The organism is Klebsiella sp. RCJ4 (assembly GCF_009025755.1).
Classification (GTDB): Bacteria; Pseudomonadota; Gammaproteobacteria; order Enterobacterales; family Enterobacteriaceae; genus Klebsiella; species Klebsiella michiganensis.
Map to the genome: position 1 here is coordinate 14,915 of NZ_WCIN01000036.1, position 20,984 is coordinate 35,898.

Below are 20,984 nucleotides of genomic sequence, written 5' to 3' on the forward strand. Positions count from 1 at the left end.
AAATCGTTCTGGAAATAATTCCGTCACAATCTCCTCTTATATTTCCAAGCCTTAATAAACAGTAAATTATAACCAATAATTATCGAGGCTTATTTTGATTCGCTATATTCCCGTTTCGCTCTCTCTGGTCTCCGTCGGCGTTTCCGGCGTGCTCTACGCTGCGCCGATAAATACGCCCGTACTCGCTACGATGGATAATTTCCGCGATATCGCTGGCACGACGTCTGTTTATACCACCAGCCACGACGGCACCCTGCGCACCGGCGTTTTTTATCGTTCTAATGCTCTGGCATTATCCTCCGCGGACCAGGCAACGCTGAGCACGCTCGGTATCAGCGATGTTTATGATTTGCGCACGGCCAGCGAAATCGCCAGCAGCCCGGACGTGATGCCCGACGGGGCGAGGTATACCCATATTGATATCATCGGCAACACCGCTTCGGGCAGCAACATCACCTCAATAACGTTCAGTAGCGCCGCTGAAGCCAAAGCGATGATGCAGCAGACCAACGTCTCCTTCGTCAGCGATGCCGGGATGCGCGCCCGGTTCACCACGCTATTTAACGATCTGGCCAGCGCCGACGGCGCAGCGCTGTTCCATTGTACTGCGGGCAAGGACCGCACCGGCTGGACCGCCGCGATGCTGCTGAGCATTGCCGGCGTCGATGAGGGGACCATTATGGAAAACTACCTCGCCACCAACGACTATACCCGCCAGCGCGTCGAAGCGACCCTGGCGATGATGCCCCCCGCCATGGCGGCGATTTACGAGCCGCTGCTGGGCGTCGATGCCAGCTATCTTCAGGCCGGACTGGATGAAATCAGCCGCGAGTACGGATCGGTGGATAACTATCTGAAGCAGGGCCTGGGGCTGTCGCAGGAGACGCTCTACGTCCTGCGCGGCAAAATGGTGCAGTACGGCCAGCTGCCGGGACAAAGCGAACTGCGGGGGAATGCGGCGCAGGGCGCTGCGCTGCTTAACGCCCTGCAAAACAGCGAGCTATCGGGCCGCTACACCGACTATAACTATTATCTGCAATCAGCCATTGATGCCGGAACCCTCGGCGGCGTGGAGACTCAGGTCGGCGGGCAGATCTACGCGGACGCCGCCAGCTACCTGCTGCGCAGCGGATCGCGATTAGACAGGGCGTTAACGCCGAATATTGATAGCCGTCAGCTGCGGGATGGGGAAGGAAAACTGTGGCTGACCGGGCTTAGCGGCTATCTTGGCACCGATGGTTCCGCCCGCGCCGCCAGCAGTAATGAGCATACCACCGGCTCGCTGCTGGGCTATACCTGGCGGTTTAACGCGCAGCTTAGCGGCTACGGCACTCTGGGATATAGCTGGGGCTCGCTGGGCAGCGCCAGCGCCGATGCGGATGCCAACACCACTCTGCTGGGGGTCGGCGGTCGCTATGCTTTTGAGGATTTAAATCATGGCCTCTTTGCCGCCGCCGATCTTAACGCAGGCTGGATCGATTATAGCAGTACGCGCCGGCTGAATGGCGGGCTGGGTACGGCCACCGGCGATACCCATGGCCAGCTGGTTGGCGGCACGCTGCGCCTCGGCTACGTCAGTCCGCTCGATTTTGCCAGCGTTGAGTACGCCGTCGGGACCCGCCTGACCCACCTGCGGATGGACGCTTTCCGCGAAAGCGGCAGCGAGCTGGCGCTCAACGTCGACCGCGTCAGTGAAAATAACGCCAGCGGTATTGCCAATGTGAGTATCGCATTTCATTCGCAAAACGGCGGCGGCTGGCGCTTCACGCCGGCGATAAATATCGGCTATGAACACAGTTTCAGCGGCCCTTCGGTACGCACTCAGGGACAGGTTTATCACTATGAGGTCGTACAGAACGCGGCCTTCGATAGCCGTGACATGGTCAACGCTGGCGCCAGTTTGAGCATCACGCGCGGTGCGCTGAGCCTGAACCTTGGCGGCCAGGCTGACGTCGCCAGCGGCGGCGACAGCCACGGCTACAGCGGCAGCCTTAGCGTGGGCTACGCCTTTTAAACATCCATAGCAGGCCGCCGCGGGCGGCTTGCTCTTAGCCACGAAATTGCAAAGCGGTTAAACATACACCGCCGAGGATCGGCGCATTTTTCGCCGCCATGGGCAAAACGAAACGCTGGCAGGAAAGGTAAAACAGAAATTATGTTTCAATCCGCTACTGGCAGCGGCAATCATCAATCTGATGCATGATTGTCCTTACCATAAAAAGTAGTTGATCTGGTATCGACAAGCTCTTATTTTGCTTCTCAGTTTTTAAACGAGATGAAACTGATGCCTACTATTACAGCCAGTAGTATGAAAGAAGCAAAAGAGTTAATGAATTGTGGGAAGTACAAAGAAATCGTTCTCAATTTCGATATTGATGCTGACGATTTTTTCACCCTCGCAACATCCCAGTCAGGAACAAAAGTCACCATCACAGACAGAAATAATCGCTCATCGGTCAAAGCAGAAAAATAATAAAAACCCCTGAGGCTCTTCTTATGCTGTTAGCTATTGGTACCGTCGCTGTTGCTTTTCTTTCCACGTTGATGCTGATCTGGCTTGACGATCGCATTACCGACCAGGATTAACGACCGGGGCCGGCGATAAGCCGCAAAACCGCCCGCCTCTGTGTTTCTCTCGCCCGTAGCCATCGGCTGCGGGCGATTCAAAAACCCCGCCAATCCCGTTTTCACATTACGCACTGATGATTTTCGCCCGCCGGGCAGGTCATGCATTCGCATAAAAACAGGGGCTTAAAGAAGAAAACGAGAAGGGAGCCCCGCGCCGCCGACGGCGCGGAGCACGGCGATTACAGCGACTTCGCCAGGCGCTCGACGGCGGTCATCAGACCCTCTGTCGACACCGTCGAGTAGGACAGGCGCAGCGTGCGGGTATCCGGGTTATCGTTATAGAACGCTTCTCCTGGTACGTAGACCACGCCATTTTCCAGCGTTTTCTTCATCCATTCCATGGTATCGAACGGATAACGGAAGCGAGCCCACAGGAACATACCGCCTTTAGGACGGCTGAACGCCAGATGCTCGCCAAGCTGCGATTCCAGCGCGTCGGCCAGCGCCACGCACTTCTTGCGGTAATCTTCGCGGATCAGGGCAATCTGGCTTTCCAGGCGGTTCATGCTCAGGTATTCCGCGGTGATGACCTGCGAGAGCATATTAGTGTGCAGATCCGCCGCCTGTTTAACGATCACCGTCTGCTGCGCCAGCCAGTCCGGCATCACGATCCAGCCAATACGCATCCCCGGCGCGAGGATTTTGGAGAAGGTGGAGGTATAAACCACCTGATCTTCACAGCCCAGCTCAACCGCATACTGATACAGCGGGCGGCGTACTTCATCAGTGAAGCTGATTTCACCGTACGGATCGTCTTCGATAATGACGAAGTCGTGCTTTTTCGCCAGCTCAACCAGGCGGCGGCGGCGCGCTTCGCTCAGGGTTTTCCCGCCGGGGTTGCCAAACGTCGGCACCAGGTAAACGGCTTTCACACGCGTGGTTTCCAGCAGATCGGCCAGCTGTTCCACCAGCATGCCGTCATCGTCGGTATCCACGCTGAGAATATTGGCCTGCGCCAGCTGGAACACCTGCAGCGCCGCCAGATAGGTCGGACGCTCAACGACAATCGCATCACCCGGATCGAGCAGAGTGCGGGCGACGATATCCAGCGACTGCTGCGAACCGGAAGTGATATAGACATGACTTGCCGAACAGGCCACGCCGCGCGCCTGACACAGTTCGCTAACGGCCTGACGCAGCGGCGGATAACCTTCGGTCAAACCGTACTGGAACGCATCGTTAAAGCGCCCGTTCATCACCTGTTGCACCGCCAGGTTCAGGCCTTCGGTATCAAAAAGCTCCGGGGCCGGAATACCGCCGCCCAGAGAGATAACGCCGGGCAGCTTACTGTGCTTGAGGAGTTCGCGGACGGCGGAGGGCTTAAGTTCACCCGCGCGGGCGGCGAGTCGCCGATCGTGCATACTATTTTCCTTTTCTGTCTTGTTGTTGTGATGTTTTATCTATTTTTACCGTTCATTCCCCCGGTCGCACTATGCTCACTGGGGCTACGGGTTCGTATGTTCGGTAGCCCGGACAGATGCGCAGCATCGCCTCCGGGTTATTCTTCAGCATCCTGCGGCCTTCCCCCGGGGGCGGCGCGATGCGCCTTGCCCGGGCTACAAATGCCGCAGGTGACGAGAACCGCAGCCCGGATAAGGCGCTCACCGCCGCAATCCGGGGCCAAACTTAACGGCTATCTGTGTCTTTTAGCACGATTAACGGCTCAATATCGCTCTCTTTTTTAACCACCAGAGAATCATCTCCGCGCAGGCAGGTCCCGCCGTAGTTACCGCCGACGGTGAAGGTGCAAACCTGGATGTATTTGCCATCCACTTTTGGCAGGCACCACAGCTGCTGGTAGATATTTTTGCGGTCGAAAAACTGGCCGCTGGTTTTATCCAGCACTTCGTCCTGCGGGCCAATCAGGTCGATATTGTTGCCGCAGCGGCCCGAGATAGGCTTAACCGCATAGCCGCTTTCCGCCAGCTGCTCGTTGACCACAAAATCCGTATCCAGAAGATAGCGATGATTGGGGAACAGCGACCACAGCACCGGCAAAATCGCCTTGTTGCCGGGGATGACCGTCCACAGCGGCTCGAAGACTAATACTTCCGGGCGCAGCAGAACGTCTATCAGGCGCACTTCATTATTCGGGTGTCCGGTACGTATCGGCACCGCCGCGTACTCATCGGCGCTGACTTCCCGCACCTGCTCAATGGCGGTCTCCCATGCCCAGGTTTTCCAGACGCAGTTGACCAGACGACCGTCGGCATCAATCAGCTGCCCGGCGGCATCCCAGCGCAGCTCATCCAGGCCAAACAGAATTTTGCTCTCGAAGCCGGCCTGGGTCAGCGAACGCTGGATAAACTGCGCGTGGTAGTTCTCCTCCAGATCCTTATCCTGCATGATGTGCACGAAAGGACGCGCCCGGCTGTGCTTCCACGCTCCGGCCAGCTCATCCAGCAGATTTTCCGCCGGGTTGTGACCGGTGCCGTAGTAGCCCTGCTTCAGCCACTGCTCGAGGATCAGCCCGCCTTCGGTATGGCAGGACGCGGAATCGGCGTTGTACTCATACACCTTGAGCCCGCGCTCATCCATACAGAAATCCATGCGGCCGGTAATCATATGATGGCGACGGCGCTGCCACGAGAGGCGCAGACGCGGCCAGAGAATTTTCGGAATATCGAACAGCGCCAGCAGGCTGTCATCCTTCATCACCTTGTCGGTAGCGTGCAGGTACATCAGATGCAGCTCATTGGTGGCTTTGATAAGCTCCTGCTCGGCGCTTTCGGTGATGGTGAAATACTGGTAAGGGTCTTTATTGATGACGTGGCCGTTGGCTTCCACGTAGGCTTTTTGCAGTGAATCTTTCTCGTTGAGCCAGTTGCCGCGGTATTGGCCTTTATTCGGCAGACGCGCGCCTTTGATGGCCATCGCCTCACCCGGCAGCACCGGCTGCGGCAGGCTGTGCTCGATATCGGCGGTTTGGATCATCCAGCCGAGGATTTCGGTATCGGCAAAGGTGTCTTTAATCGTGTAGAGGCCGTTTTTCACTTCCAGCGTCAGCTCGCGGGTCCACTGCTGGCCCTGCGGCAGCGGCGAGTGAATGACGTTCTGTTCGGCGATCCTGACCTTATTCCCTATCAGTTGCGTAATCACCGCCACGTGGCCCGTGTGCTTAAACTCGCCGCCTTTCTGCCAGATCAGCAGTGAGCCGGCGAGAGGCGGACGGCGGGAGCCGTTGGCGAACGCCTGCAGCGGCAGAATATTGTCGTTGACCACCTCGCGGAGAAAACGCAGGGAGAAGATTTCGTAGGCCATGCCGACGTCGGTGAAAACAAAACCGTAGGTGAGGAACAGAAAGCGGCGCGCGAACTCCACGCACTGCCATTTGTGCCCCATATACTCATTACCGATATAGCTGCGGAACGTGGCGTCATCCGGATAATCTTGCGGATTTAAGCTACTGTAATTAGAAGAATAAATCGCCACGCCGCCCGGTGCGTAGCCTAATAGTGTACCAAACGGGGCGTCACTGCTTGTGGAACCTTTGCTCATTTAGCCTGACCTCAAATTAATGCAGCCCGGGCAGTTGGCGAAACAAAACTCCCTCTTCTTATCCTGCCGCAGGCACTTACCAGACAGAGGTGGAATGATGATACCACTCATTCGATTCGCTAATCGTGCCCTTAAGGAAAATAAGCCTGCGCCCCCGGGCAAAAGTGATATCGTTATTTGAGATAAAAAAACAATCAGGAGTCGACAATGAGCACACCATCGCATCTGACCGCCCAACCGCTGGTCTGGGGGCATGGCCCCCGCACCTTTGAGGTGTTCCTCGAACCCACCTGTCCTTTCTCCGTGCGGGCATTTAATAAGCTTGATGACCTGCTGGATGAAGTTGGCGCGGATAACGTGACGATCAAAATTCGTCTGCAGTCTCAACCGTGGCATCTGTTTTCCGGCGTCATCGTCCGCTGCATTCTCGCAGCCTCCACCCTGCCGCACGGCCGCGAGCAGGCGCATAAGGTGCTTAAAGCCGTCGCCGACCACCGCGAAGAGTTTGAGTTTACCGACCACTGCAGCGGGCCGAACATGAACGCCACGCCGCAGCAGATTATCGAGCGTATCGAACGCTATAGCCACGTCTCGCTGGCCGCGGCGTTTGCCCGCCCGGAGCTGCAAAACGAGATCAAATGGCATAGCAAGTACGCGCGCCAGAACGGCATCCACGTGTCGCCGACCTTTATGGTTAACGGCCTGGTGCAGGCGGATCTCGGCAGCGGCGACGACGTCAGCGTATGGGCCGCGCGGATTCTGGCTTAGTACGACTCTCCCGCGCCGGCGCGGTAGCGCCAGCGACACGACATCAACACCTCACTAAAAAGGCAGATCAGCATGTCAGAGAATAACTACCAGCCACCTAAAGTGTGGGAATGGAAGCAAAACAACGGCGGCGCATTCGCCAATATCAACCGTCCCGTCTCCGGCGTAACGCACGATCGGGAGCTGCCGGTGGGCGCGCATCCGCTTCAGCTCTATTCGCTGGGGACGCCCAACGGCCAGAAAGTGACCATTATGCTGGAAGAGCTGCTGGCGTTAGGCGTCAGCGGCGCGGAGTACGACGCCTGGCTGATTCGCATCGGCGAAGGCGATCAGTTCTCCAGCGGCTTTGTCGAGGTTAATCCGAACTCAAAAATCCCCGCGCTCCGCGACCACTCCACCACTCCGCCGACCCGCGTTTTTGAATCCGGCAGCATCCTGCTCTATCTGGCGGAAAAGTTCGGCTTCTTCCTGCCCAAAGATCCGGCAGGCCGCGCCGAAACCCTCAACTGGCTGTTCTGGCTGCAGGGCTCGGCCCCGTTCCTCGGCGGCGGCTTTGGCCACTTCTTCAGCTATGCGCCGGTGAAAATCGAATACGCGATCGACCGCTTTACGATGGAAGCCAAGCGCCAGCTGGACGTGCTGGACAAGCAGCTTGCCCGCGGCCGTTTTGTGGCAGGAGAGGAGTACACCATCGCCGACATTGCCATCTGGCCGTGGTACGGCAACGTGGTGCTGGGGAATGTTTACAACGCCGCCGAGTTCCTGGATGCCGGTAGCTATAAAAACGTGCTGCGCTGGGCGCAGGATGTGGGTAAGCGCCCCGCCGTTCAGCGCGGGCGGATGGTTAACCGCACCTCAGGCCCGCTCAACGAGCAGCTTCACGAGCGCCATGACGCCAGCGACTTCGACACGCAAACCGAAGATAAACGCCAGGCGTAGCGCCCATGCCCGCCGGAGGCTTCCGCCTCCGGTTTTTAGCTTTCCAGCCGATAGCCCGCCATAAAGTAGCGCTGCGCGGTCGAGGAACAGCCCTCTTTGAAGAAGTCCATCACCATATCTCTTTCCAGACCATAGCGACGGGTAAGGATCCCCGCTTCCCAGGCGCTGAGCTGGCGGTCGCCGGTTTTTTCAAACATACGGTGCGAGTAGCCGAGCACAAAACCGCGTTTATAGTCGGCGCAAAAATTCGCCGCATGGGCGGCGGTGTCAGCATGGGATGCCTGTAGCCCCGCCATTAAGCCTTTTCCAAAATGATTTTCCATCGCGCCCTCCCAATCGTTATATATAAAATTATATAGCGATTTTTTGAGCGAGCGGTAGCGCTATTTATGGCGTTTGCGCTAGCGCATATACTTCTCAAACCACGCCAGCGTGCGTTGCCAGGCCAGGTCAGCCGCGGCCCGGTCGTAGCGCGGCGTGGAGTCATTATGAAAGCCGTGGTTAACGCCCTGATAAATATAGGCCTCGTAGACTTTATTATGCGCCTTCAGCGCGTTTTCATAGGCGGGCCAGCCTTCATTAATGCCGCTATCGAGTCCGGCATAATGCAGCAGCAGCGGCGCTTTAATTTTATCGACCTCATTCAGCGGCGGCTGGCGGCCGTAAAACGGCACCGCGCAGGCCAGCTCAGGGATCGCCACCGCCGCCGCGTTGCTGACGCCGCCGCCGTAGCAGAACCCGGTGATACCGACCTTCCCCGTCGCCTGCGGATGCTTCGCCATAAACGCGACCGCCGCAAAGAAATCATTCATCAGCTTCACGGGATCGACTTTCTGCTGTAGCGCGCGGCCTTCATCATCATTACCGGGATAGCCGCCGACGGAGCTCAGGCCATCCGGCGCAAGCGCGATATAGCCCGCTTTCGCCACCCGCCGGGCAACGTCTTCAATATAGGGATTCAGGCCGCGATTCTCATGAACCACCACCACGGCGGGCGCTTTGTCGGCTATTTTCACCGGCGTCACCTGATAAGCCCGCACTTCGCCGTGGCCGTCAGGAGAAGGGTAATGAATATACTCCGGACGGATATCCGGGTCGGTAAACGCCACCTGCTCCGCCAGAGCATAGTCGGGCTTCAGCAGGTTAAACAGCGCCAGCGCGGTCATCCCGCCGACGGTATACTTCCCCGCCAGCTGGAGAAACTCGCGTTTGCTGATTTTGCCGTGGGCATAGTAGTCATAGTATTCGAGCAGCTGCTGCGGAAAATCTTTGGCCGTTAGTCGCGTCATCACCCTGCCTCCGTTATTAAGCGCCCTTTAAGCAAAGCAGAAGCCCGGACATACGCCAGCGGAGAAAAGCAGAAACGGGGAGTAAAAAGCCCAGCGGCCAACACCGCCGGGAGAGGAGGGATCAGTGTTTCACTTTGGTCAGACGATCGAGGTAACCCATCACAAAGGCCGACAGCACAAAGGTCAGGTGGATGATGACGTACCACATCAGCTTATTGTCCGGGACGTTTTTCGCATCCATAAACACCCGCAGCAGATGAATGGAAGAGATCGCCACGATGGAGGCGGCAACCTTATTTTTCAGCGAAGTGGCGTCCATTTTGCCCAGCCAGCTGAGCTTCTCCTTGCCCTCGTTGATATCCAGCTGGGAAACAAAATTTTCATAGCCGGAGAACATCACCATCACCAGCAGACCGCCCACCAGGGTCATATCCACCAGCGACAGCAGGGTCAGAATCATATCCGACTCACTGACGCTGAAAATATGCGGCAGTATGTGGAAGATCTCCTGAAAAAATTTGATCGTCAGCGCAATCAAACCGAGCGAAAGGCCAAAATAAACCGGCGCCAGCAGCCAGCGCGAGGCGTACATAGCATTTTCCAGAAAGCGTTCCATAAGATCCTGTCAGTTAACATAAACGGCCGCCATTATACCGCAACAGGGCAACGTTATAGCAACAGGCGTCCAACAAGAGAGCGATTGGAGGCGATAAAAAAGGCTGGCGCAAGGCCAGCCTGAGAAGATGGGTGGAGAGTGATTACTTCGCTTTGACGGTTTCTTCGCCCACCAGGCCAATCTTCAGATAGCCCGCCTGGTGCAGGGTATCCATGACCTTCATCATCGTCTCGTAGTCCACGGTTTTATCCGCGCGGAAGAAGACGGTGGTGTCTTTCTTGCCTTCGGTCAGCGCATCCAGCGAGGCGATCATGCTCTCGTCGGTAATGGGGTCATTGCCGAGGAACATGGTTTTATCCGCCTTCACCGACAGATAGATCGGCTTTTCCGGACGCGGCTGCGGCTGGCTGGAGGAAGCAGGCAGATTCACCTTCACGTCGACGGTAGCCAGCGGCGCCGCCACCATAAAGATGATTAACAGCACCAGCATGACGTCGATAAACGGCGTCACGTTGATGTCGTGCATTTCGCCGTTATCATCGAGGTTTTCGTTAAAATGCATCGCCATAAAGCATTAACCTACGCGTAGTTTCTGGGCGGTACGTACCGGCTTAACGCCGCTGGCGCTCAGGTCCAGGTCGCGGCTTTGCAGCAGCAGAACCTGGGCGGCGACATCACCAAGGGATGCTTTGTAGCTGGCGATCATGCGGGCAAAAATGTTGTAGATGACCACCGCCGGAATCGCAGCGAACAGGCCAATTGCCGTGGCCAGCAGCGCTTCCGCAATACCCGGCGCAACCACCGCCAGGTTAGTGGTCTGGGTCTGGGCAATACCGATAAAGCTGTTCATGATGCCCCAGACGGTACCAAACAGACCAACGAACGGAGAAATCGCGCCGATGGTCGCCAGATAACCGTTGCCGCGCCCCATGTAACGACCCACCGCCGCCACGCGACGCTCCAGTCGGAAACCGGTACGTTCTTTAATGCCTTCGTTATCTTCAGAACCTGCGGAAAGCTCCAGCTCGTTCTGCGCTTCGTTAATCAACCGCGAGGTCAGGCTTTTCGCATCGAAACCGTTAGCGATATCGCTGGCCTGGTCGAGAGAGCGTGCTTCAGCAACCAGCAGCTGTTCGCGCTTGAGGCGACGCTTGCTGGCCAGGATCTCTGCGCCTTTGCCGAAAAAGATAGCCCATGTGACTACCGACGCCAGAATCAGGCCGATCATCACTACCTTAACGACAATATCGGCATGATGATACATACCCCAAACGGAGAGATCCGCCTGCATCAAATTATTACCCACACTGTATCTCCAGGACGTAAATCACAAAATCTGCGCACAATAATATCAAAACGACATCGAATTGATAGTGGTTCTCATTAGTATTTACACTGTGCAGCAAATCACGTTTATTTTCCTTGCGCTTACGCAGTAAAAAAGTTGCTGACCCCGCCGTTGATAAAATTTTTACCTGTATCCGCCGCGACCCGGTACATCAACGGGTATTCATGTTAGTTTAGACGTCCAGACGTATAAAAACAGGTTATCTGAACATGGCTGATAAACATCTTGATACTGCGCTGGTTCACGCCGGGCGCAGCCAAAAATACACCCTGGGCTCGGTAAACAGCGTCATTCAGCGCGCCTCATCGCTGGTTTTCGACACCGTCGAAGCGAAAAAGCACGCGACGCGCAACCGCGCCAAAGGCGAGCTGTTCTACGGGCGTCGCGGGACGCTAACCCATTTCTCCCTGCAGGAAGCGATGTGCGAGCTGGAAGGCGGCGCCGGCTGCGCCCTCTTCCCCTGCGGCGCGGCGGCGGTCGCGAATACCATTCTGGCGTTCGTCGAGCAGGGCGACCATATTCTGGTGACCAACACCGCCTATGAGCCTACCCAGGATTTCTGTACGAAAATTCTCGCCAAACTCGGCGTTACCACCGGCTGGTTCGACCCGCTCATCGGCGGCGATATCGCCCGTCTGGTGCAGCCGAACACCCGCGTGGTGTTCCTCGAATCCCCCGGCTCCATCACCATGGAAGTCCATGATGTTCCGGCGATCGTCGCGGCGGTACGTCGCGTCGCTCCCGAAGCCATCATTATGATCGACAACACCTGGGCGGCGGGCGTGCTGTTTAAAGCGCTGGAGTTTGGTATCGATATCTCCATTCAGGCCGGCACCAAATATCTGATCGGCCATTCCGACGCGATGGTGGGTACCGCCGTGTCCAATGAGCGCTGCTGGGCGCAGCTGCGCGAAAACGCCTATCTGATGGGGCAAATGGTGGATGCCGATACCGCCTATATGACCAGCCGCGGCCTGCGCACCTTAGCGGTACGCCTGCGTCAGCACCATGAAAGCAGCCTGCAGATTGCCGAATGGCTGGCGCAGCATCCGCAGGTGGCGCGCGTGAATCATCCCGCCCTGCCCGGCAGCAAAGGCCATGAGTACTGGAAGCGCGACTTCACCGGCAGCAGCGGTCTGTTCTCTTTCGTGCTCAATAAACGCCTGACCGACGCCGAACTGTCCGCTTATCTGGACCACTTCAGCTTGTTCAGCATGGCCTACTCCTGGGGCGGCTTTGAATCGCTGATTTTAGCCAACCAGCCGGAACACATTGCCGCAATCCGTCCTGATGCTGAAGTTGATTTCAGCGGCACGCTGATCCGCCTTCATATCGGGTTAGAAAATGTTACCGATCTGCTGGATGATTTAGCGGCGGGCTTCGCGCGTATCGTGTAAAGTGACAGTCAGTGGCAACAATAGCGGACGTTTTTTAGAAAAACGGCCGCTTTAGTTGCGCCCGGGATCAAGGTGCCCGAGCCTCTTCAGGAGTACACTAGACAAAAAACACGGTACCACTTAGGAAAGTCCATGGTTGTCATTCAAGAAATTGTCGCCGCGCTGTGGCAGCATGATTTTGCCGCGTTGGCAAACCCCCACGTTGTGGGCGTTGTATATCTGGTCATGTTCGCAACCCTGTTTCTGGAAAACGGTCTGCTGCCCGCCTCATTTTTACCGGGCGATAGCCTGCTGCTGCTCGCCGGGGCGCTCATCGCCAAAGGCGTAATGGACTTTGTACCTACGGTCGCCATTTTAACCGCCGCTGCCAGCCTCGGCTGCTGGCTGAGCTATATCCAGGGGCGCTGGCTGGGTAACACCGTTACGGTTAAGCGCTGGCTTGGGCATCTGCCGCATAAGTACCATCAGCGGGCAACCTGCATGTTTGACAAACACGGCCTGCTGGCGCTGCTGGCCGGGCGTTTCCTGGCGTTTGTTCGCACCCTGCTGCCCACCATGGCGGGCATTTCCGGGCTGCCAAACCGCCGCTTCCAGTTCTTCAACTGGCTGAGCGCGCTGCTGTGGGTTGGCGTAGTCACCGGTCTGGGCTATGCGCTGAGCATGATTCCCTTCGTTAAGCGCCATGAAGATCAGGTTATGACCTGCCTGATGATTCTACCTATCGCGCTGCTGATCGCCGGGCTGCTCGGTACGGTTATCGTGGTGATTAAAAAGAAATACTGTAACGCCTGATCGTTTACCGGGGCGGCGCGGATTCGCCGCCCTTACATCGTTCGTCACATCCCCTGAATCGTTCTGATACGCGCCGCATCCTCCCCCGGCGTCATGCCGAAATAACGCTTAAACTCGCGGCTGAACTGCGACGCGCTTTCATACCCCACCCGCATCGCCGCCGCGCTGGCCTTCATACCATCGTGGATCATCAGCATGCGCGCTTTATGCAGGCGATAGGTTTTCAGGTACTGCAGCGGGGAGGTGCTGGTGACTGATTTAAAGTTATGGTGGAACGCCGAGACGCTCATATTCGCTTCCGCCGCCAGCTGATCGACGCTGAGGTTCTCTGTGTACTGGCTTTCAATACGCTTCAATACGCGGCTAATCAGGCTGAAGTGGGTCTGACGACTGACCAGCGCCAGCAGCGCCCCCCCGCACGGCCCGGTCAGCACGTGATAGAGAATTTCGCGGATAATCTGTTTGCCAAGAATGCGCGCGTCCAGCGGGCGCTCCATGACATCCAGCAGGCGCTCCGCCGCGCACAATATCTCTTCGGACAGTACCGCAGAGTTGATTCCGCTCGACGCCATGGACGGCTGAAACTGTTCATCTTCCCCGATATCCATCAGCAGTTCTTGCAGCTGAAGAATATCGACGTTCAGCCGAATCCCCGCCAGCGGGACTTCCGGAGTGGCGAAGGTTTCGCATTCAAACGGCAGCGGTACCGTCAGCAGCAGATACTCATTGGTGTCATAGCGAAAGGTACGCTCGTTAATGTAGCCAATTTTATGCCCGGAAAAGAGAAAAACGATCCCCGGCTGATACATAACCGGCGTGCGCGTCCCCGGCTGGGTACCGTACAGCAGGCGAATATCCGGCAGCAGAGCATTAAGCATTTCTTCTTTATCTTTCAGCTGATTAACCTTATGCGTTAATAGCTGGCATATCTCAGCGCGGTTCATTTATCGTGCTTCTCCGAACGTTTTTATACCTTCGCATTGTGCGCACTTCCGCCGAATTTCTCCAGCCCCAAGGAGAAATGGGCAAGACAACGGCAGGAATGTGCATTGAGGGGAACGGCCCGCGGGAACACAATGTCCGTCATCTGGCAGAGGTATTGTCTCTGTTGGCGGTTTTATCTATTTGAGGGCACCAGCCATGAATAATTTCGACCTACATACCCCAACCCGCATTCTGTTCGGTAAAGGCGCGATTGAAAATCTGCGCGATCAAATCCCGGCGGATGCACGCGTGCTTGTCACCTACGGCGGCGGTAGCGTGAAGAAAACCGGCGTGCTTGATCAGGTTCTGAGCGCGCTGAACGGCATTGACGTTCGGGAATTTGGCGGCATCGAGCCAAACCCGTCCTACGAAACGCTGATGAACGCGGTGAAAATCGCGCGTGATGAAAAGATCACTTTCCTGTTGGCGGTGGGCGGCGGCTCCGTTCTCGACGGCACCAAATTCATCGCCGCGGCGGCCCACTACGATGCCAGTATCGATCCGTGGGAAATTCTCGAAACCTACGGCAGCAAAGTGGCCAGCGCTATCCCGATGGGCTCCGTGCTGACGCTGCCGGCGACCGGTTCCGAATCCAATAAAGGCGCGGTGATCTCGCGTAAAACCACCGGCGACAAACGCGCGTTTATGTCCACCCACGTCCAGCCGGTGTTCGCTATTCTGGATCCGGTTTACACCTACACCCTGCCGCCGCGCCAGGTGGCTAACGGCGTCGTTGACGCATTCGTCCATACCGTTGAGCAGTACGTCACCTATCCGGTTGACGGCAAAATCCAGGACCGCTTTGCCGAAGGTATTCTGCTGACCCTGGTGGAAGACGGCCCGAAAGCGCTGAAAGAGCCGGAAAACTACGACGTTCGCGCCAATATTATGTGGGCGGCCACCCAGGCGCTGAACGGCCTGATTGGCGCAGGCGTGCCGCAGGACTGGGCGACCCATATGCTCGGCCACGAGCTGACCGCCATGCACGGTCTCGATCACGCCCAGACGCTGGCTATCGTTCTGCCGGCCCTGTGGAATGAAAAACGCGATGCTAAACGCGCCAAGCTGCTGCAGTACGGCGCCCGCGTCTGGAACATCACCGAAGGTTCCGAGGAAGAGCGCATTGACGCCGCCATCGCCGCAACGCGTGATTTCTTCGAACAGATGGGCGTCCCGACGCGCCTTTCCGCCTACGGTCTGGATGGCAGCTCCATCCCGGCGCTGCTGGCGAAACTGGAAGAGCACGGCATGACCCAGCTCGGTGAAAATCAGGATATTACGCTGGACGTCAGCCGCCGTATTTACGAGGCTGCGCGCTAATCAACGCCCTCTCCGACGCGTAAACTCGCGCAAAGGAGAGGAGTTTAACTACCGTTTTTAGCTATTTCGTCCAGACTTAATGCTACCCCTCGGCGGAATTTATTCCGCTGAGTTCATTAACAGGAGGAAGGCATGACACATCCAACCGTTATAAAACTACACGACGGCAACCTGATGCCGCAGCTGGGGCTCGGCGTGTGGAAAGCAGGCAACGAGGAAGTCGTCTCCGCCATTCATAAGGCGCTGGAAGTCGGTTATCGCTCGTTTGACACCGCCGCCGTGTACCAGAATGAAACCGGCGTCGGCAATGCGTTAAGCAGCGCAGGCGTCGCCCGCGATGAGCTGTTCGTCACCACGAAACTGTGGAATGACGATCAAAAACAGCCCAAAGAAGCGCTGCAGGAAAGCCTTAAAAAACTGAAGCTCGACTACGTCGACTTATACCTCATTCACTGGCCGGTTCCGGCAACTAACCATTACGTCGACGCCTGGAAAAGCTTAATTGAGCTGCAGCGGCAGGGGCTGGTAAAAAGCATCGGCGTCTGTAATTTCCAGGTTCATCATCTGCAAAAAATCATCGATGAAACCGGCGTCGCTCCGGTGATAAACCAGATTGAACTTCACCCGCTGATGCAGCAGCGCCAGCTTCACGCCTGGAATGCGACGCATAAGATCCAGACCGAGTCCTGGAGCCCGCTTGCGCAGGGCGGCGAAGGGGTATTCGATCAGAAAATTATTCGTCAACTGGCGGATAAATACGGTAAAACCCCGGCGCAGATCGTTATCCGCTGGCATCTCGACAGCGGCCTGGTGGTGATCCCGAAATCGGTGACGCCATCGCGCATTGCCGAGAATTTTAACGTCTGGGACTTCCGTCTTGATAAAGATGAATTGAGTGAAATCACTAAACTGGACCAGAACAAACGCCTGGGGCCAGACCCGGATCAGTTCGGCGGTTAACCTTTCCCGCTCCGTCGGCTTCCGGCGGAGCATCGCTTTGCTATCTGGCTAAAACCACGTACATTCAGAGTTTATTGCAATCAAATGGATGCGTGCTGATGAGCTGTATTTTCTGCCAAATTGTTGAGGGGAAAGCCCCCTGCCATAAGGTGTGGGAAGATGAACACCACCTCGCCTTTCTCTCTATTTTCCCTAATACCGACGGTTTTACGGTCGTGATCCCGAAGAAGCACTACCCCAGCTATGCGTTTGATATGCCGCCGCAGGCATTGGCCGATCTGGTGCTGGCGACGCAGAAGGTGGCGAAGCTTTTGGATAAAGCCTTTGGTGACGTGGGCCGTACGGGGATGTTTTTTGAAGGCTATGGCGTTGATCATGTCCACAGCAAACTCAGCCCGATGCACGGCACCGGGGATATGACCCAATGGCGGCCTATCGAGTCGCGTCAGTCTAAGTTTTTTGCGCAATATGAAGGCTATCTCTCCTCCCACGATCATGAGCGGGCGGATGATGAAAAGCTGGCGGCGCTGGCGGCCAGAATCAGAGAGGCATAGCCATAGAATTTGCTTTGCCGTTTGGCAAGCGGCTGCCCGGGCCCGAAATTATCAGGCCCGGTCAGCGAAGCGCCAGCGGGCAATGCAGTCAAATTAACGACCGGCGACCTTACCGCGTTTTACGGGCTTCTTCGCCGTTTCCCCGCCGTTCGAGCGCTGGTGCACAATCGGCGTATGCTTGGTCAGCGCCGGACGGGTATGGCGGTTCTGGCGACGCGCTTCGCGCATTTCGTCGATCGTCGGCGCCGGTACCAGGCAATCGCGGCGGCTGCCGATCAGGTGCTTTTTACCCATGGTTTCCAGCGCCTGGCGGATCAGCGGCCAGTTGGCCGGATCGTGATAGCGCAGCAGCGCCTTGTGCAGGCGGCGCTGTTTGTCCCCCTTCGGCACCACCACATCCTCACTCTTATAGCCAATCTTACCCAGCGGGTTCTTGCCGGTGTAATACATGGTGGTCGAGTTCGCCAGCGGCGACGGATAGAAGTTCTGCACCTGATCCAGGCGGAAACGATGCTGTTTAAGCCACAGCGCCAGATTCACCATATCTTCATCCCGCGTGCCGGGGTGGGCGGAAATAAAGTATGGGATCAGATACTGCTCTTTACCTGCCTGCTTCGAATAGGTATCAAACAGCTGCTTAAAGCGATCGTAGCTGCCCATACCCGGCTTCATCATTTTCGACAGCGGTCCCTCTTCCGTATGCTCCGGGGCAATCTTCAGATAGCCGCCAACGTGGTGGGTAGCCAGCTCTTTGATATAGCGCGGGTCTTCAACGGCGATGTCGTAACGTACGCCGGAAGCGATGAGGATCTTTTTGATGCCTTTCAGGTCACGGGCGCGGCGATAGAGATTAATCGTCGGCTCATGGTTAGTGTCCATATGCGGGCAGATATCCGGATAAACGCATGACAGGCGGCGGCAGGTCTGCTCGGCGCGCGGCGACTTGCAGCGCAGCATATACATGTTGGCCGTCGGGCCGCCAAGATCGGAAATAATGCCGGTAAAACCGGGAACCGTGTCGCGAATCGCTTCGATTTCATTGATGATCGAATCTTCGGAACGGCTCTGAATGATACGCCCCTCATGCTCGGTAATTGAGCAGAAGGAACAGCCGCCAAAACAGCCGCGCATAATGTTAATCGAGAAGCGGATCATCTCGTAGGCCGGAATGCGGGCATCGCCGTATGAGGGATGCGGAACGCGCTTATACGGCAGGGCAAACACGCTATCCATCTCTTCGGTGGAGAGCGGGATGGCGGGCGGGTTAACCCAGATATAGCGCTCGCCGTGCTTCTGCATCAGCGCGCGGGCGCAGCCGGGGTTGGTTTCATGGTGCAGAATACGCGACGCGTGCGCGTAGAGAACCTTGTCGCCTTTCACCTTCTCAAAGGAAGGCAGCAGGACGTAGGTCTTCTCCCACGGCTTCGGACGCGGGGGCTGCACGGTAACGCGCTTCGCTTCCTGTTTTGGCGGTGCGACGGTTTTGTTATCCGCGCACGGCAAATCTTCACCGTACGGATGCGGAATCGGGTCGATTTTCCCCGGCGTATCCAGACGCGTGGAATCCACTCCGCTCCAGCCCGGCAGCGCCTCTTTCACCATGATGGCGGTGTTGCGTACGTCACGAATTTGCCCGATGGGCTCGCCGGCGGCCAGACGGTGCGCCACTTCCACCAGCGGACGCTCGCCGTTGCCGAACATCAGCATATCGGCTTTGGAGTCCACCAGAACCGAGCGACGCACGGTATCAGACCAGTAGTCGTAGTGCGCGGTACGGCGCAGGCTGGCTTCGATACCGCCGAGGATCACCGGGACATCTTTCCAGGCTTCTTTACAGCGCTGGGTATAGACCAGCGTGGCGCGATCCGGGCGTTTACCGGCAACGTTACCCGCCGTGTAGGCATCGTCATGACGCAGCTTGCGGTCGGCGGTGTAGCGGTTGATCATCGAATCCATGTTGCCGGCGGTGACGCCGAAGAACAGATTCGGTTTACCCAGGCGCATAAAATCGTTTTTATTATTCCAGTCCGGCTGGGAAATAATCCCCACGCGAAATCCCTGCGCTTCCAGCATGCGTCCGCAAATCGCCATGCCGAAGCTCGGGTGATCGACATAGGCATCGCCGGTAACCAGAATGATGTCGCAGCTATCCCAGCCAAGTTGATCCATCTCTTCTCGCGACATCGGCAAGAACGGCGCGGGGCCAAAGCAGGCGGCCCAGTACTGCGGCCAGGAGAAAAGGTCACGATCCGGTTGGATCAGGGATATTGCGCTCATATTGCTTCCGGGGAAATGATAAAAAAATAATCAAAAAGGGCGGCGATTATAAGCCGGAACGATGGAAGAAATGAAGGAGGTTTTTCCAATCCCGGCCGCATGGAACCGGGACAGAATAAATTACGGCGCCGGATTCACCAGAATCTGGCCAATTGAGCCCCGGTCGGCAAGCTCCAGCGTCTGGCTTAAATACTGGAACGGGAAGTGCGGCCAGGAGGGCTGATTGTAATAGACCAACAGTTCAACCTGGCCGTCGATCCAGACGGTATCCTTCCAGCCGCGATCTTCCGGGAACGGCGCGGAGCCGTTGACGTTACGCACCTGGAACATGACGCCTTCAATATGGAACGACTGCGGCCGGTCGGCGCGCACAATCCAGCGCTCCCAGGTGCCCTGCTGCGCCGTAATATCGATACGCTGCGGATCCCACAGCTGACCGTTGATCCCCGGATCGTCGCCAAGGGTGATCTCACGGCTGCGAATCGCCGCGCCGGCCAGAATTTCCGTCGGCAGCAAACGCACGGGCAGACTATCGGTCACCAGCGGCAGCAGGCCCGTCGGGCGCAATGTCAGAATCAGCGTGGAGATCAGAATGCTCGACGGCTCGAAGAAGCCGCGAATACGATCGACGATGCTTGCCGCTTCCCCGCAGGTGATCGACACTTCATCGCCGTTGGTCATATCGACCAGAATTTCTCGACGCTCGCCCGGCGCCAGCGACAGCTGCTTCAGCGAAACCGGCGCGGGCAGGAGCCCCTGGTCACCGGAAATCACGTGCAGCAATCGGCCATCGCTCATCTGCAGCTGATAGCGACGGGAGTTGGACGCATTCAGCAGGCGCAGGCGCACCCAGCCGCGCGACACCTCAACGAAAGGCCCCTGTACGCCGTTCACCAGCAGCGTATCGCCCACGAAACCACCGCTACCGGGCTCGCTGTATTCAGGCGTACCGAAGTTATCCAGACGCTTGTCCTGAATAATCACCGGGAAATCATCCACGCCGTAGTGATTGGGGATCGGCAGATTCTTACTGACATCATCTTCCACCAGCCACATGCCGGCCAGGCCGTTATAGACCTGTTTTGCCATATGGTTTGGGGTGTTGGCCTGATACCACAGGGTCGCCGCGCTTTGGCGGATTGGCAGTACCGGCGCCCAGTCGGCGTTAGCGGACATCATGCGCGCGGCGCCGCCGATCAGCGGACCGGGGACCTGCAGACCACGGATGGTCATCGCCACGTTTTCCGTCAGGCGGTTGCTGTAGATCAGCTTGACATCATCGCCGTTCCAGACGCGAATGGTTGGCCCCATATAGCGACCGTTAATCCCCCACACCGAGGCGCGGGTACCGGGCGTAAACGACCAGTGCGCGCGCTGTAGCGTCAAGAATAGCGGCTGCCCGCGGCGGGACTCCAGCAGAGGGGGGATCGGCAGCGCAGGCTGCTGGCCAGCGGCCTGTGCCTTCAGCGGCGCGGCGCCCGCGCACAGCGCTACGCCTGAAGCCTTAATGAACTGACGCCGACTGAGTGACATATTAACTCCATGAAATACTGACTAATTAATAAGGGAATTCGTTTCCCGCCAGCAATCCGCGCGCTGTTTGCGGCGTTTCCT

The 20,984-nt window shown here is 57.1% G+C and carries 19 protein-coding genes and 1 pseudogene; 9 read left to right on the plus strand and 11 right to left on the minus strand.

Going from position 1 to position 20,984, the window contains the following annotated elements:
- The first annotated feature begins 94 nt into the window (after positions 1–94).
- A complete protein-coding gene (locus F8562_RS12365) occupies positions 95–2,014 on the plus strand; it encodes a tyrosine-protein phosphatase (RefSeq protein WP_094909459.1) in 1,920 nt (639 codons plus the stop codon).
- Between the two features lie 270 nt (positions 2,015–2,284).
- Entirely contained in the window at positions 2,285–2,473 is a 189-nt protein-coding gene (locus F8562_RS12370; RefSeq protein WP_014226855.1) for a hypothetical protein, read from the plus strand.
- Between the two features lie 334 nt (positions 2,474–2,807).
- Here the strand turns inward: F8562_RS12370 and F8562_RS12375 are convergent, their stop codons facing one another.
- The 3 genes from F8562_RS12375 to F8562_RS29690 form a co-directional block, all read right to left on the minus strand.
- Entirely contained in the window at positions 2,808–3,989 is a 1,182-nt protein-coding gene (locus tag F8562_RS12375; RefSeq protein ID WP_014226856.1) for a PLP-dependent aminotransferase family protein, read from the minus strand.
- A 265-nt stretch (positions 3,990–4,254) separates the two neighbouring features.
- The gene (gene gss, locus F8562_RS12380) at positions 4,255–6,126 is read right to left on the minus strand and encodes a bifunctional glutathionylspermidine amidase/synthase (RefSeq protein WP_014226857.1); all 1,872 of its coding nucleotides are present in this window, start codon (positions 6,124–6,126) and stop codon (positions 4,255–4,257) included.
- Positions 6,127–6,202: 76 nt separating this feature from the next.
- Positions 6,203–6,346 (minus strand): hypothetical protein, encoded by a 144-nt coding sequence (locus F8562_RS29690; protein ID WP_305955792.1) that lies wholly within the window; start codon positions 6,344–6,346, stop codon positions 6,203–6,205.
- Here F8562_RS29690 and F8562_RS12385 point away from each other — a divergent pair.
- Both F8562_RS12385 and yghU read left to right on the plus strand, forming a co-directional pair.
- A complete protein-coding gene (locus tag F8562_RS12385; protein ID WP_014839560.1) occupies positions 6,334–6,894 on the plus strand; it encodes a DsbA family protein in 561 nt (186 codons plus the stop codon). The two genes, F8562_RS29690 and F8562_RS12385, sit on opposite strands and share 13 nt — an antisense overlap.
- 72 nt (positions 6,895–6,966) lie before the next feature.
- Positions 6,967–7,833 carry a glutathione-dependent disulfide-bond oxidoreductase gene (yghU, locus tag F8562_RS12390; RefSeq protein ID WP_094909458.1) on the plus strand — a complete coding sequence of 289 codons (867 nt, stop codon included), beginning with the start codon at positions 6,967–6,969 and terminating at the stop codon, positions 7,831–7,833.
- Between the two features lie 35 nt (positions 7,834–7,868).
- Here yghU and F8562_RS12395 read toward each other — a convergent pair whose 3' ends face one another.
- The 5 genes from F8562_RS12395 to exbB all read right to left on the minus strand — a co-directional run bounded on the left by F8562_RS12395 (position 7,869) and on the right by exbB (position 11,044).
- On the minus strand, positions 7,869–8,156 hold the full coding sequence (locus tag F8562_RS12395) for a DUF2623 family protein (RefSeq protein WP_014226860.1): 288 nt from the start codon (positions 8,154–8,156) through the stop codon (positions 7,869–7,871).
- A 78-nt stretch (positions 8,157–8,234) separates the two neighbouring features.
- A complete protein-coding gene (gene yghX / locus F8562_RS12400; RefSeq protein ID WP_014839562.1) occupies positions 8,235–9,122 on the minus strand; it encodes a YghX family hydrolase in 888 nt (295 codons plus the stop codon).
- 121 nt (positions 9,123–9,243) lie between these two features.
- Positions 9,244–9,738: a TIGR00645 family protein gene (locus F8562_RS12405; protein WP_004105804.1), complete on the minus strand. Its 495-nt coding sequence runs from the start codon at positions 9,736–9,738 to the stop codon at positions 9,244–9,246.
- Positions 9,739–9,880: 142 nt separating this feature from the next.
- Positions 9,881–10,306, minus strand: a complete 426-nt coding sequence (gene exbD / locus F8562_RS12410; protein WP_014226862.1) for a TonB system transport protein ExbD — start codon at positions 10,304–10,306, stop codon at positions 9,881–9,883.
- A gap of 6 nt (positions 10,307–10,312) precedes the next feature.
- Positions 10,313–11,044: a tol-pal system-associated acyl-CoA thioesterase gene (exbB, locus tag F8562_RS12415; protein WP_004854209.1), complete on the minus strand. Its 732-nt coding sequence runs from the start codon at positions 11,042–11,044 to the stop codon at positions 10,313–10,315.
- Positions 11,045–11,295: 251 nt separating this feature from the next.
- On the opposite strand from exbB, the gene metC reads away from it, so the two are divergent.
- Both metC and yghB read left to right on the plus strand, forming a co-directional pair.
- Complete coding sequence (metC, locus tag F8562_RS12420; protein WP_014839563.1) at positions 11,296–12,483, plus strand: cystathionine beta-lyase; 1,188 nt, start codon at positions 11,296–11,298, stop codon at positions 12,481–12,483.
- Positions 12,484–12,615: 132 nt separating this feature from the next.
- Positions 12,616–13,275 carry a DedA family general envelope maintenance protein YghB gene (yghB, locus tag F8562_RS12425; protein ID WP_004125241.1) on the plus strand — a complete coding sequence of 220 codons (660 nt, stop codon included), beginning with the start codon at positions 12,616–12,618 and terminating at the stop codon, positions 13,273–13,275.
- 44 nt (positions 13,276–13,319) lie between these two features.
- On the opposite strand, the gene F8562_RS12430 is transcribed toward yghB, so the two are convergent.
- Positions 13,320–14,219 (minus strand): AraC family transcriptional regulator, encoded by a 900-nt coding sequence (locus tag F8562_RS12430; RefSeq protein ID WP_014226863.1) that lies wholly within the window; start codon positions 14,217–14,219, stop codon positions 13,320–13,322.
- A 196-nt stretch (positions 14,220–14,415) separates the two neighbouring features.
- On the opposite strand from F8562_RS12430, the gene yqhD reads away from it, so the two are divergent.
- From yqhD to F8562_RS12445, 3 genes are all read left to right on the plus strand, one after another.
- Positions 14,416–15,579, plus strand: a complete 1,164-nt coding sequence (yqhD, locus tag F8562_RS12435) for an alcohol dehydrogenase (RefSeq protein ID WP_014839564.1) — start codon at positions 14,416–14,418, stop codon at positions 15,577–15,579.
- Between the two features lie 132 nt (positions 15,580–15,711).
- A complete protein-coding gene (gene dkgA / locus F8562_RS12440) occupies positions 15,712–16,539 on the plus strand; it encodes a 2,5-didehydrogluconate reductase DkgA (RefSeq protein WP_014226865.1) in 828 nt (275 codons plus the stop codon).
- A gap of 98 nt (positions 16,540–16,637) precedes the next feature.
- Positions 16,638–17,093 carry an HIT family protein gene (locus tag F8562_RS12445; RefSeq protein WP_089046393.1) on the plus strand — a complete coding sequence of 152 codons (456 nt, stop codon included), beginning with the start codon at positions 16,638–16,640 and terminating at the stop codon, positions 17,091–17,093.
- Between the two features lie 126 nt (positions 17,094–17,219).
- Here the strand turns inward: F8562_RS12445 and F8562_RS12450 are convergent.
- Both F8562_RS12450 and ftsP read right to left on the minus strand, forming a co-directional pair.
- Positions 17,220–19,460 (minus strand): annotated as a pseudogene (locus F8562_RS12450) (YgiQ family radical SAM protein); the annotation flags it as partial.
- A 30-nt stretch (positions 19,461–19,490) separates the two neighbouring features.
- On the minus strand, positions 19,491–20,903 hold the full coding sequence (ftsP, locus tag F8562_RS12455; protein WP_004854230.1) for a cell division protein FtsP: 1,413 nt from the start codon (positions 20,901–20,903) through the stop codon (positions 19,491–19,493).
- Between the last annotated feature and the right edge of the window lie 81 nt (positions 20,904–20,984).

Coding starts and splice junctions, on each gene's coding strand:
- dkgA (WP_014226865.1), top strand. CDS start 15,712: ATGACACATCCAACCGTTATAAAACTACACGACGGCAACCTGATGCCG.
- F8562_RS12385 (WP_014839560.1), top strand. CDS start 6,334: ATGAGCACACCATCGCATCTGACCGCCCAACCGCTGGTCTGGGGGCAT.
- yqhD (WP_014839564.1), top strand. CDS start 14,416: ATGAATAATTTCGACCTACATACCCCAACCCGCATTCTGTTCGGTAAA.
- F8562_RS12370 (WP_014226855.1), top strand. CDS start 2,285: ATGCCTACTATTACAGCCAGTAGTATGAAAGAAGCAAAAGAGTTAATG.
- metC (WP_014839563.1), top strand. CDS start 11,296: ATGGCTGATAAACATCTTGATACTGCGCTGGTTCACGCCGGGCGCAGC.
- yghU (WP_094909458.1), top strand. CDS start 6,967: ATGTCAGAGAATAACTACCAGCCACCTAAAGTGTGGGAATGGAAGCAA.
- gss (WP_014226857.1), bottom strand. CDS start 6,126: ATGAGCAAAGGTTCCACAAGCAGTGACGCCCCGTTTGGTACACTATTA.
- F8562_RS12375 (WP_014226856.1), bottom strand. CDS start 3,989: ATGCACGATCGGCGACTCGCCGCCCGCGCGGGTGAACTTAAGCCCTCC.
- F8562_RS12430 (WP_014226863.1), bottom strand. CDS start 14,219: ATGAACCGCGCTGAGATATGCCAGCTATTAACGCATAAGGTTAATCAG.
- yghX (WP_014839562.1), bottom strand. CDS start 9,122: ATGACGCGACTAACGGCCAAAGATTTTCCGCAGCAGCTGCTCGAATAC.
- F8562_RS12405 (WP_004105804.1), bottom strand. CDS start 9,738: ATGGAACGCTTTCTGGAAAATGCTATGTACGCCTCGCGCTGGCTGCTG.
- F8562_RS12395 (WP_014226860.1), bottom strand. CDS start 8,156: ATGGAAAATCATTTTGGAAAAGGCTTAATGGCGGGGCTACAGGCATCC.
- F8562_RS12445 (WP_089046393.1), top strand. CDS start 16,638: ATGAGCTGTATTTTCTGCCAAATTGTTGAGGGGAAAGCCCCCTGCCAT.
- yghB (WP_004125241.1), top strand. CDS start 12,616: ATGGTTGTCATTCAAGAAATTGTCGCCGCGCTGTGGCAGCATGATTTT.
- exbD (WP_014226862.1), bottom strand. CDS start 10,306: ATGGCGATGCATTTTAACGAAAACCTCGATGATAACGGCGAAATGCAC.
- ftsP (WP_004854230.1), bottom strand. CDS start 20,903: ATGTCACTCAGTCGGCGTCAGTTCATTAAGGCTTCAGGCGTAGCGCTG.
- F8562_RS29690 (WP_305955792.1), bottom strand. CDS start 6,346: ATGGTGTGCTCATTGTCGACTCCTGATTGTTTTTTTATCTCAAATAAC.